Origin of the sequence: Lysobacter sp. M15, assembly GCF_022662515.1 — a bacterium.
In the GTDB taxonomy this organism is placed as follows: domain Bacteria; phylum Pseudomonadota; class Gammaproteobacteria; order Xanthomonadales; family Xanthomonadaceae; genus JAKPBU01.
Genome location: NZ_JAKPBV010000016.1, coordinates 116,962 through 129,427 on the forward strand (window position 1 = coordinate 116,962; position 12,466 = coordinate 129,427).

A 12,466-nucleotide genomic window follows, 5' to 3' on the forward strand; every position below is an offset into this window, starting at 1 on the left:
ACTGCGCAAGCAGATGCGTGCGCGCATGGCGAAGCTGGGGCCGCCAGCTAGCCCGCCTGGCGGCGGCCCGAGCGCAGGCGGAGGCATGCCTGGTGGCGGCATGCCCGGTGGCGGCATGCCCGGTGGTGGTCCGAAAGGACCGCCGCCCGACATGCCCGAGATGCCGGCGCCAAACGCGGTGGGCCTGCTACGTCCGGAAATGGATTTCGCCGCGCCCCTCGAGGGAGATCTCTTCATCCTCCGGGACGAAGGAATGATCGCGATGGGCAAGGACCTGGACCATGCCGTGATCCTGCCTTACAACCGCGGCGCGGTGGATCTCGGCGATGACGGCCTCACGGCACTCGCGATGCTGTCATCGGGTGGTCTCGTCGTCGAGTTCCATACGAATGATGGCGTCGCTGTCACTCACACCTACTCGCTGGAGTCCGACGGCACGCAGCTGCGCATACGCACGCACATAGCTGGAGGCCGGATACCCATACCCGGCGGCCTGGATATGGAACGTGTCTACAACCGCGTGCAGACCACGATACCGCCTTAGCACCGCGCCGCAGATTCTGCTCCGCCAACAACTCCTGCAGCGCCACCGCATGCCGACACGCATCCGGTCGCGCGTTCGCCGGCTACTACCCAGCAGCCGGCGCCATTCTTGCCAGAGCCTTACCATGAGCAACCCCACTCCGCTTCATCGCGGCACCTTTGCCACCGGGTTTCCCGGGCGACCAGGATCCGACTCTCGCCCCATCCAGCCCAGCAGGCTGTTTTACAACGCAACCCGACACGATGCGGACGAGGCAGCGCTGCAGGCGTGGTGGCAGACATTCGACGATGCGGTGCTGGATCGCTTCGTCGAGGCGTGCCTCAAACAGAATGCCGAGCTGTCCCTGGCGGCATTGCGCGTTGCCCAGGCATGCGCCGGACTCACCGGGACGTTGGAGGAGATGGCGACGCATCCGGAGTGCCTCCAGGCCTGGACGCTGTTCCATACCCTGCGTGTCCGCCTCGTGGCGGCCACCGTGCGCACGTATTTCGACATTCTGGCATCGCAAGAACGACTGCTTTGCGTCGACATCGCCATTCACCATCAGAGCGCATTGCTGCAATGGGGACGCGTTCCCGTGGTAGATCGCGCTTGCGATGGGGTGCATTCGGCACAGGCCGCCAGTCTGCCCGAACTGCATCTGCATCGGGTGCGCTTACAGGGCGACCGCGATGCAGCGGCGGCCGGGCTCGCCTGGCTGGTCGGCGAGCCTTTGGACCTCGTTCTGGCTCGGGTTGATGGGCGGTTGTTGCCGTCGGCGACATCGACCATGCCGGCATCCGGCGGACCCGACGCACTGCAATTACGTCGCCCAGATCTGCTGGCAATCGCACTACAACCCCCGCGGCCGGAAAACCAGGATGAGCATCGGGTCCGGGCCAACGCGATTCGCCGAGAGCAGGCATTCGATTGGGCGGTTTGTGAAGTCGAACGCGCGCTAGCCGCACTGACATCGGCGATCGGGGAATCGAGCCCGGCACGCGCCGCGGCGCTTTCCGCGAGCAGCCGGGCGAACGCCCTAGTGCAGAAGATGCGTGCGGGACAAATAGATCATGAAGCGCTGCTCGAGGCCAACTGCATTCATCACGGCCATTGCGATCGCGAGATCGAAGTGCGCGCGCGCGGCTATCGCGCGTTGGTCAACTTGTACGAAGCATTGGGCGCCGGCTGGCCCGCCCCCATCGAGAGCAGTGAGGCATGATGCGGCCGGCATCGTCTCGGCCGCCCCGCAGGCTTCTCCTCGCCGCCGTGATGTACTCGTTCCTCAGCGTCGCGCATGCGCAGGAAGCGCCGCACGTCGTCTCCGATATCCGCGTCGATGGTCTGCGTCGCATCGCGATGGGCACCGTCCTGACCTATCTCCCCATCGAACGCGGCGACACTCTCGATTCGACCAAGGCCGCCGCAGCGATCCGGGCGCTCTACAAGACCGGATTCTTCGAGGACATCCGCCTGGATCGCCAGGGCGACATCCTCGTGATTACAGTGCAGGAACGCCCGGCGATCAACACGCTGAAGGTAACCGGCAACAAGGACATCAAGACCGAGGACCTGATGAAGGGTCTGAAGGAAGTCGGCATGGCCGAGGGCGATACCTTCGACCGCTTCGTCCTCGACAAGATGCACCAGGAACTCTTGCGACAGTATCAGGACCGCGGCAAGTACAACGTGGAGATCACGCCGGCCGTGGCGCTGGTGGATCGCAATCGCGTTGACGTCGCGATCGGCATCAAGGAAGGCAAGGCCGCCCGTATCCAGCACATCAATCTCGTAGGCAACGACAAGTTTGCCGACGAAGACATCATCGGCACCTGGGAGTCCAGCGAGCACAACTGGCTGAGTTGGTACCGCCGCGACGATCAGTACTCGCGAGAGAAACTTTCCGGCGATCTCGAAAAGCTTAACAACTACTACCTCGACCGCGGCTACGTCGACTTCAGTATCGACTCGACCCAGGTCTCAATCAGCCCAGGTCGCAGCGATATGTTCATCACTGCCGGCGTCAGCGAGGGCGATCAATATGAGGTCTCCTCGGTGCGGCTGACGGGCGATACCGTGCTCGCCAAGGAGAACTTGCAGAAGCTGGTGCTGGTCAGGGAAGGTCAGATCTTCTCCCGTCGCCTGCTTGAACTGACCTCCGACTCCATCACTGCCACCCTGGGCAACATTGGCTACGCGTTTGCGCAGGTCAATCCGCGTCCAGACGTCAAACGCGATAAGAAGACCGTGTCCATCGATCTTCAGGTCGTCCCAGGCCCGCGGGTCAACGTTCGCCAGATCTCCTTCGAGGGAAACAACCGCACCAACGAAGAGGTTCTCAGGCGGGAGCTTCGCCAGTTCGAAGCGAGCTGGTACTCGCAGGCCGCGATCGACCGCTCGAAGGTCAGGCTGCAGCGCCTTGGGCTTTTTGAATCCGTCGATGTCGAGACCAAACGGCTGCCCGATCGCAACGATCAGGTGGACGTGGTGTACACGGTCAAGGAAACTTCCTCCGGCGAGTTCCAGACTGGCCTGGGATACTCGCAGGACGATGGCCTCACGGCGTCGCTGAGTGTGACCCAACGGAATTTCCTCGGAACCGGCCGCACCTTTAGCCTGAACCTGACACGGAGCGCCTCTTCCGAACGGTATGGCTTCAACGTCGCAGAGCCCTATCTCAACGATCTCGGCGTGGGATTCGGCTATGGGGTCAGCTGGTCGAGGACGCAGTACGACAGCGATGATGAAAGCAGCTACAACTCGCGGCAGGGTTCGATCAGCACGACTGCGACATTCCCGCTATCGGAAGACAACGCTTTCACGCTAGGCCTCGGGTGGGATACCCGAACGTTCTATCTCACCGAAGGCTATTACCCGCCTTCCTATTTCGAATTCCTGGATAACCTGGGGAGCAACCGCGTCGACAGCTGGGCCCTGCGAGCGGGCTGGTCCAGCGACACGCGCAACGACGTGCTCACGCCAACGGGAGGCGTCTATTACGGCGTGTCCAGCGAGATTGCCCTGCCTGGCTCGGACGTTACCTATTACAAGGTCGACCTGGACATTCGCCGATACTGGCGCATGGGCCCTACCCTTCTGCTGACCCGCACGGAGCTGGGGTACGGCGATACATACGGCGACGGCGATCGGATCGGCTATCCCTTCTATCGCGGTTATTACGCCGGCGGTTCCGGCTCGCTGCGTGGCTTCCGCGACAACACCCTGGGGCCTTGCGAGTACGTGACGTACTACGACGAGTGCCGTCCTACTGGCGGGCAGATAAAGATACTGGGAGGATTCGAGTTTTCGGTCCCAACCTTGTTCGGAAAGGCCGCGCACGGAACACAGCTGGCCTGGTTCTTGGACGCTGGCAACGTCTTCGCTGGCACGGACACCATTGATAGCGACGAGATTCGGGCGTCGACGGGTCTTTCCCTGCGCTGGCGCTCGCCCATGGGCCCGATCTCGATCAGCTACGGGTTGCCGATCCGGCAAAAGGAAGATGATGAAATTGAACGGCTGCAGTTCACTTTCGGCAGTCAGTTCTAGGCCTCGCGGCTATTGCTGCGGATCGAATTGACCGTTTAACCCGATGTCGGAACCACGCTCGGTCTTGCACCGACAGTGTCGCGAATGAAGCCGCCGTCAGTGAACCCATCGCTCGAACCGCTCGCCAGCCCCATACATCGCCTGACGAGCTCGGGCAAGTGATTTGACGCACTGCCACTTTCTGGCGGAGTTTTCCTACAGACAGACTGGCGGTCAGCTGATACCACAGCGCTCAACTAATACAGCCAGAAAGCAGATCTTCGTGTGTCATTGCCCGTTTTGAAACCACCAATAGGCGCCGCCAAGCAGCGCGCTGGCGAGCAGCGTCCACGCTAGCCCAAGCTTGAACCGCAACATTGCGACCATCGCAGCGATGGATAGCAAGGCCGCACCGGGCTCGATCGAACTTAAGACAGGCACTTCTAGCGAAAGCGGCCCCAGCTGCCGCGTGGCCATTGAAGCAAACACGGTATGCAGGGTGAACCAGACCGCGAGGTTGAGCACCACGCCCACCACGGCGGCAGTGATCGCCGATAGCGCCGCATGCAGTTCGCGGCGTCGGCGCAGCGCTTCGATGTAGGGTGCACCGACGAAGATGAAAAGGAAGCTGGGGACGAACGTGACCCACGTGGTCATTGCCGCACCCAACACGGCGGCCGTCAGAGGATCCAGCACGCCGGGATGGCGGTAGGCGGCCACGAAACCGACGAACTGCAGGACCATGATCAACGGCCCCGGCGTGGTCTCCGCCAGGGCCAGGCCGTCGAGCATCTCGCCGGGGCGCAGCCAGCCGAAATCCTCGACCGCGCGCTGCGCGACATAAGCCAGCACGGCGTACGCGCCGCCGAAGGTCACGACCGCAGCCTGGCTGAAGAACGTTCCCTCCTGTGCGATGACGTGATCGTGCCCCAGCCACCAGGCCGCGAGCAGGACTGGCGCGAACCAGAGCACTGCCAACACCAGGGTGGTGCGCACGGATCGCGTCCAGGACGGCCGGAGGCGCTGGATGTCACCGTGCGCCAACTGCCGGTCGACGATGTAGTGCAGGTCGCCTTCTTCGGTCTTGATCTGTACTGCGGGCAACCACGTCGGCAACCAGCGGTAAACGACCAGGCCCACGATCGCCGCGCCGAGCACGATCCACGGGAAAGGCACCTGCAGCGCGTAGATCGCCACGAACGCCGCGGCCGCAACGGCCACCAGGAAGCGCGTCTTCAGGGCCCGTCGACCGATGCGCAAGACCGCTTCGACCACCACCGCCAACACCGCGGCCTTCAGTCCGAAGAACAGCGCCGAAACAAGCGGCACCGTGCCGTAGCTGACGTAGAGCCAGCTGAGCAAGCCAAGCACGACAGCACCGGGAAGCACAAACAGTACGCCGGCCATGACACCGCCCCAGGTGCGATGCATCAACCAGCCGATGTACACCGCCAGCTGCTGCGCTTCCGGACCCGGCAGCAACATGCAGTAGTTCAGGGCATGCAGGAAACGCGACTCGCTGATCCAGCGCCGCTCCTCGACCAGCTCGCGATGCATCAGTGCGATCTGCCCGGCGGGACCGCCGAAGCCCAGCAGACCGATCTTCGCCCAGACGCGCAGCGCCAGGGTGAAGCCGACGGTGCGTTCGACCGGGTATTCGACGCCTGTTTCAGGTTCGCTCACAGAGTTGTCCGCACAGGTTGTGTCGTCCAGGCTCAGACGAAAGGCATACGATCAACCACCGTCGGCTCATATCGAAGGCGACACGCCCAACGACCGACCGCGCGTGATCGTGTCGAGTTGAAGCCATGTGACGCCCCATGCGACACGGAACGTGCAAGCTAGCGCCTCACTTCCTCCCTGGAGTACGCCAATGTTCGTCTCTCTCGGCAATGATACCTACGTCAATGCCGCCCACATCAGCCTCCTGTCCGGTGTGCAAAGAAGCCAGCGCGATGCCGGGCACCATCAAATCCGGATACTACTGATGGGCAAGCACGAGCACACCCAGGTGGGCCCGGAAGACGAGATCAAGGCGCTCCACACCCGGATAAAGAACGCCCTCGATCAGCTCGGACCGTAGCGCCGAGCCAGCGCACCGCCTCGCGTCGTATACGAAATCACGCAGAAGGCACCCGGGCTCGGGCCGGTGCTGGGAGCGCTCACGGGTCGGTGGAAGGATATGGAAGCAGCGTGTTGATGCCGACGGGCTCGCGTGGCCGCAAGAAGGACACCAGATTCTGGAAGGCCGGTACGGGTAGATCCGGCTACCGGGGTCCCGTCCGAGCTACAACCAGATATGCCGCAAGCGCTGCGACGAGCGTTAGGACCGGTTTGCAGTCAAACACCCTTGGATTTGCGCGAGCCCGCGGTCGCGCTGAAGCGGTGCGCCTACACCCGCTTCCGACGAGAAAGAAGGCCCCGCACTGCGGGGCCTTCGCTGCGTGGATTGGAATGGGAGAGGTCGCAATCACACGGCAGAGGCTGGCGCCGGAGCGGGTGCGCCCCGGCGCGGAATACGCGCAAGCGCGCGGCCGCTGACACCGGTATGGAAGTCCGGCCGCCAGAGGCGCTCTCGCTCCGTCGGCATCGCCTGACAGCTACGGCTGTACCACATATCCGGAGAAACGCCAGGTACCGTCTTCGTCCAGGCGGAACGACACCAGTTCGCGCATCGTGCGCTTACCGGAGAATTCGACCAGGAACTCGACCGATGCGTACAGGCCCGATGGCAACGCCTTGCCGTCGCCTGCCTGGCGGCGCACCGAAACCCAGTTGCGGCCGGTCGCTTTGCCCAGCGGCTGGCGCGCTTTGCTTATCCCGGCGATGAACGCGTCGCGGGTCACCGATTTCCTGGTGACGACGGAGGCCTCATCCCATAGCTTCGCCGCCTGTCCGGCATCCATCGCCATGGCGACACGCTGGGCCGCATCGCGAACCGCATTGGGTTCGATCGCTCCGGCGGCTGACTGCGCCGCCGCCTGAGGCGTGGCCGGTGGCTGTTGCGCGGCCGCAAAGCCCGTTGCCAGCAGCAGCAGAATTCCGATTGCAGATACAAACTTTTTCATTCGACTACTCCGATCAAAGTTCTATACCGCGCGTGCACTGAAGCGAGCATCGCGGTGCTATTGGAATCCCATGACGAGCACTTCGACGCGACGGTTGGGCTGGAGGCAGGCCACCAGCTCGCTGTGCGACAGCGAATCGGGGCATTGCTTCACCGGTTCCGATTCCCCTACCCCGTGCGCGCTGAGGCCATCTGCCGCCACGCCATTCTGGATCAGGAACTCGCGCACGGTCTGTGCGCGGCGTTGCGATAACGCCTGGTTGTCCGCATCGCTCCCGATGCGGTCGGTATGCCCCACCACCTGGATGATCGTCGCCCTGGCCTCCTTCAGCTGGCTGGCGATGGCGACGAGCGCCTCGCGGCCCTGCGGCTGGATATCCTCCAGATCGGATCGGCCGAAGGCGAACAGCGCATCTGTAGAGAGCTCGAAGCGCTCCGGTTCGCCGGCCGTCGGAGCATCCGTCTTCAGCATGTCGGCGCATCCGGCCGGCGACCAATGGAAGGCCTGCCCTCGGTAGTCCTTGTCGAAGATCACCTTGTACTGGCAGGTGACGATCTGGGCGCCCTGGCGGAAGTGGAACAGGTAGTCCCACTCACGGGCGGCGTAGCCTTCGCGGAAATGCGGACGTCCGATCAGGTCGTACAACTGGTCCTTGGTGACGCCCGGACCAATCTGGCGCAGGTTGGCCACGTTGGGAAAGGTGCCTTCCTTCAGCACGATCCTGTCGGTGGACGGAAAGACCACCTCATCCGCCTGTGCGTCCGGGGCGATGCCGCGGCTGACATGCCTGGTGCACGCCGTCAGCGCAGTGGCGGCGATGAGGGCGCATAGCGCGAATCGGCCGATCCGTGCGGGGTTGTTTCTGGTGTCCATGTGCTTGTTGTCCCTTGCATGTCGTCTCAGAATTTCGGTGGCTCGCCGGGTGTCTTGGTGACGGCGGTGAATAGAGCATTCCACCGCTCGCCAGTCTGTTCTTCCGTAAAGGTGGAGTAGCAGGCCTCGCCGGGGAGGCTTTGCGTTGGCCTGCACTCCGGAGAACTACCACTGGATCCCGGCGCCCACCGAGAAGCCCCAATCGCGGGTGGTATTGCCGCTGGCCGAAGCCTTGTAGACCCATTGGCCGTTGTCGGTGATGCCCGACAGACCGAACGCCATGCCGTATTCGCCCTGGTATCCGCCGAAGCCCACCGCCAGCATGCTCTTGCCCGGCAGGTACGCCTGCGGCAGGCCCGCCATGGCCATCGCCGACGATGTCGCACCACGGTAGCCGCGATCCATCGTCCAAATATCGTTGCCCAGCTCGGCGAGGCGGCTGTCGGTGTACTGGTTGGCCTGGTTGATGGCGTGGTTCACGCCCGAGCTCAACTGGTTGACGTTGACCGCATCGGTGCCAGCGATGCCCGGCGCGACGCCGGTGATCGTGCGTCCGCCCATGTTCACTTCGCCGGTCGAGTTGCTGCTGCCCACGTAAGCGGCGTTGTAGCCGGTCTGCGCGCCGACGGTGGTGGACGAGCCGTTGCCGATGGCGACGCTGTTGGCGTGCGTGGCCTGCGAACCGGAACCCAACGCGGCCGAGTTGGCCGCCGAGGCGTTGCTGTTCGCGCCCAACGCGACGCTGTTGCTGCCGCTGGCGGTGGAGTTCACGCCACCGGCCATGGCATTCACGCCGGTGGCGCCATCGTTGTTGTAGTTGCCGCCCTGCACGCCGCCATCGTTGACGCTGTAGTAGTGGGTCGCGGACGCGTTGACCTGGTTCTGCACCGCCTGAAGCTGCGCGACGTTGACCGCATCGCTGGCCTCGGTGCCTGCGGCCACACCCGTGATCTGACGGTACAGGCCGCTGTCGGCATCGCCGACACTGACCGCACCGGAGGTACTGGTGGTAGCTGCAATGGCGGCCGTCTGCGCGTCGGTCGCACCCGCAGGCACATAGCCGGCGACGCCAGCCGTCGTGTCGGAGACAGAATCAGCGCCGAGTGCGACGCCACCCTCCACGGTGGACTGCGAACCCGTACCCATGGCCACCGATCCCGCGCCGGTGGCGGTGCTGTCGGCGCCCATCGCGACGCTGCCCTGGCCGCTGGCCGACGCATTGACGCCGGATGCCACCGCGTTGATCCCGCTGGCGCCATCGTTGTTGTAGTTGCCGCCCTGCACGCCGCCGTCGTTGACGCTGTAGTAGTGCGCCGTGGAGGCATTGACCGTATTGCTCAGGTTCGCGATCGCCTGGTTGGTCGCATACAGCTGCGAACCATTGACGGCATCCGTGCTGTCGGACGAGATGCGACCGGCCGCCACGTTGGTGATGGTGCGCTCGGCGCCGGTGCTGCCCACACTCACGGTTCCCACCGGCGCGGCGCCGGCGAAGGTGTAGGTCGTGCCGCCGATGACGATGCTGGCTGTTCCCACCGCAGCCGCGGTCGAGGCGTTCGAGCCCAGCGCCACGCTGTTCGCATCTCCGGCGGTGGCGCCGAAGCCGATGGCCACGGAAGCATCCCCCGCCGCGGCCGAGTCCACGCCGGTCGCCAGCGAGTTGAGGCCGGTGGCGCCGTCGTTGTTGTAGTTGCCGCCCACCACGCCGTTGTCGTTGACGCTGTAGTAGTGGGTCGCGCTGGCGTCGACCTGGTTGCTGAGGTTCTCGATCGACTGGTGGGCCGCGAATAGCTGCGAGCCGTTGATCGCATCCGTGCTGTCGGCCGAGACGCGACCGGCTGCCAGATTGGTGATGGTGCGTTCGGCGCCTGCCGCGCCCACGCTGACCGTGCTGGTCGGCGCGATGCCTGCATAGTTGTAGGTCACGCCGTCGATCGTGGTGCTGGGGGTCGCCACGGCGGCGGCCGTCACCGAACCCGCACCCAGCGCGACGCTGCCCGGTTCGGTGGCGGTGGAACCGGCGCCCAGGGCCAGCGACTGGATGCCGTTGGACAATGCGTTGGTGCCCAGCGCGATGCCGTCGGCGAAGCTGACTTCCGAATCCTGGCCGATCGCGATACCGCCCGGCGCCGTCTGCTGCACCAGCGCGCCATTGCCCATGCCGATGCCGTTGTCGCCATTGACCGTGGTGTTCGGGCCGATGGCCACCGACTCGGCGCCGATCGCCAGCGAATCGGGCGCGATCGAGTTGGCATGGAAATACATGGTGGGCGTTACCGCAAACGAACTCAGCCCGTTTCTCAACTGGCGCAGCGTCACCGCGTCCTGGTCTTCCGTGCCGTCGGCGACGTTGGTGATCTGGCGATAGGAAGTGTCGGTACCCACCGACACGGCGCCCAACAACGTCTTGTCGGTCGTGTTGTACGGAATCAGGCCGGTGCCGGCAATGATGCCGCCGGACTGCGGCGCGACCACGCGGTCGGATAGGGAACCCGAGCCCAGCGCCACCCCGCCATCCGTGATCACGCTGGCGTTGTTGCCCAATGCCACGCCCTGCGCGCCGGCGGAACTTGCGCCCACGCCGGCCGCCATCGCATTGATGCCGGTTGCGCCGTCATTGTTGTAGTTGCCGCCGATCACGCCGTTATCGTTGACGCTGTAGTAGCGCGTCGTTGCACCGTCCACCAGGTTGGTCACCTGATCCAGATTGACCGCGTCGTCGCCGTCGATCGCAGGACCTACGTTGGTGATGGTGGTATTGCCAGCATCGATGCCGATGTTGGTGATGCTGGGACCGCCGCTGGTGAAGCTGATGCTGCCGTCATTGATGACGGTGTCGCCAACTGTGATGCTGTTGAAGCTGGGATCGGCGACCACGCCGACGGTCATCGTGCCGCTGGTGTCGTCATAGACCACGGTGGCGTTGCTGCCCGCCGCCACCGTCAACGTCTCATTCGGCGCGATATTGCCGCTGTTGGTACCGTCGGTGATGTTCCAGCCGGCGTTGGCGATGTTGCCTACCGCGGTCAACTGATCCACGTTGACTGCATCGGTCCCCGCCACGCCGGGCGCGACGTTACTGATGACCAGGCCGCCAGCGTTGATGCCGGTGGTAGTGACGCTGGGCCCTCCGGCGATGGTCAGGCCATTGGTGTTCAGCACCGTGCCGCCTGCGGTCACGCTGTCGACGGTGATGTCGTCGGCCAGGTCGAAGGTGACGTCGTCGTCGGTCGCAGTCTTGCTGACCACGAGGTTGCCGTCGCTGTTGTTCAGGTCGACGGCTTCGCCTGGCGCCACATTGGTGGCATTGGCGCCCTGCGCGCTGATGTTCCAACCAGCGTTGGCGATGTCGCCCACCGCCGTCAGCTGATCCACGTTGACGGCATCGGTGCCGCTGACCCCGGCAGCGACGTTGGTGATGGTCGTACCGCCAGCGTCGATGCCGGTGTTGGTGATGCTGGGACCGCCACTGGTGAAGCTGATGCTGCCGTCATTGATGACGGTGTCGCCGACCGTGACGGAGTTGAAGCTCGGGTCGGCCACCACGCCAACGGTCAGCGTGCTGGTGGCGTCGTCGTAGACCACCGTGGCGTTGTCGCCTGCGGCCACGGCCAGCGTTTCATCCGGGGCGATGTTGCCGGTGGTGGTGCCGTCGGTGATGTTCCAGCCCGCATTGGCGATGTCGCCAATCGCGTTCAACTGGCTGACATTGACGGCATCGGTATCGGCCACACCGGCCGTCACGCCGCTGATGATGCCGGTACCGCCAGCGTTGATGGTGGTACCGCCGAACACCGGCGAGTCGGCCATCTGCAGGTTGATGGTGCCGGTGACCGGGTCGGTGACCGTCCGCAGGTTGCCGTCGCTGTAGGTGCCGACTGTGCTGGCGCCGCCCTGGATGGCCAAGGTCTGGCCCAGGTCGCGGTGCACGTCGCCGGCGGTGTTGTCGTTGCCGGTGAAGTTCATACCGGCGGTGCTGACGGACGTCAGCTGGTCGACGTTGACCGCATCGGTGCCGGCCACGCCGGGGGCGACATTGCTGATGACCAGGCCGCCGGCGTCGATGCCGGTGGTGGTCACGCTGGGACCGCCGGCGATGGTCAGGCCATTGGTGTTCAGCACCGTGCCGCCTGCGGTCACGCTGTCGACGGTGATGTCGTCGGCCAGGTCGAAGGTAACGTCGTCGTCGGTCGCGGTCTTCGACACGACAATGTTGCCGTCGCTGTTGTTCAGGTCGACCGTCTCATCCGGCGCCACATTGGTCGCGTTGGCACCCTGCGCGCTGAGGTTCCAGCCGGCGTTGGCGGTCGTGGCTACCGTCTCGATCGCCTGGTTGGTCGCATACAGCTGCGAACCGTTGATCGCATCGGTCGAGCTGCCGGAAATCCGACCGGCCGCCACGTTGGTGATGGTCCGTTCGGCGCCTACGCTGCCGACGCTGATGGTGCTGGTCGGGTTGATGCCGGCGAAGTTG

At 64.4% G+C, this 12,466-nt stretch carries 8 protein-coding genes; 4 read left to right on the plus strand and 4 right to left on the minus strand.

The genetic code is table 11. The features are described 5' to 3' along the window. Nucleotides 1–151: 151 nt before the first annotated feature. From MC380_RS17310 to bamA, 3 genes are all read left to right on the plus strand, one after another. Nucleotides 152–544, plus strand: coding sequence for a hypothetical protein (locus MC380_RS17310; RefSeq protein WP_242101517.1), 393 nt, complete (start codon nt 152–154; stop codon nt 542–544). A 124-nt stretch (nt 545–668) separates the two neighbouring features. Next, nucleotides 669–1,745, plus strand: a complete 1,077-nt coding sequence (locus tag MC380_RS17315) for a hypothetical protein (protein WP_242101518.1) — start codon at nt 669–671, stop codon at nt 1,743–1,745. Further along, nucleotides 1,745–4,072, plus strand: coding sequence for an outer membrane protein assembly factor BamA (bamA, locus tag MC380_RS17320; protein ID WP_242166330.1), 2,328 nt, complete (start codon nt 1,745–1,747; stop codon nt 4,070–4,072). Before MC380_RS17315 ends, bamA begins: the two co-directional genes overlap by 1 nt. Before the next feature lie 267 nt (nt 4,073–4,339). Here the strand turns inward: bamA and chrA are convergent, their stop codons facing one another. Beyond that, a complete protein-coding gene (gene chrA, locus MC380_RS17325; RefSeq protein ID WP_242166291.1) occupies nt 4,340–5,734 on the minus strand; it encodes a chromate efflux transporter in 1,395 nt (464 codons plus the stop codon). 190 nt (nt 5,735–5,924) lie between these two features. Between chrA and MC380_RS17330 the strand changes: the two genes are divergently transcribed. After that, entirely contained in the window at nt 5,925–6,134 is a 210-nt protein-coding gene (locus MC380_RS17330) for a hypothetical protein (RefSeq protein WP_242101520.1), read from the plus strand. 517 nt (nt 6,135–6,651) lie between these two features. On the opposite strand, the gene MC380_RS17335 is transcribed toward MC380_RS17330, so the two are convergent. The 3 genes from MC380_RS17335 to MC380_RS17345 form a co-directional block, all read right to left on the minus strand. Further along, complete coding sequence (locus MC380_RS17335) at nt 6,652–7,119, minus strand: DUF4019 domain-containing protein (protein ID WP_242166293.1); 468 nt, start codon at nt 7,117–7,119, stop codon at nt 6,652–6,654. A gap of 57 nt (nt 7,120–7,176) precedes the next feature. After that, nucleotides 7,177–7,992 (minus strand): OmpA family protein, encoded by an 816-nt coding sequence (locus tag MC380_RS17340; RefSeq protein ID WP_242101522.1) that lies wholly within the window; start codon nt 7,990–7,992, stop codon nt 7,177–7,179. Between the two features lie 165 nt (nt 7,993–8,157). After that, nucleotides 8,158–12,466 (minus strand): YadA-like family protein (locus tag MC380_RS17345; protein ID WP_242166302.1); only part of this gene is annotated, 4,309 nt, incomplete at its 5' end.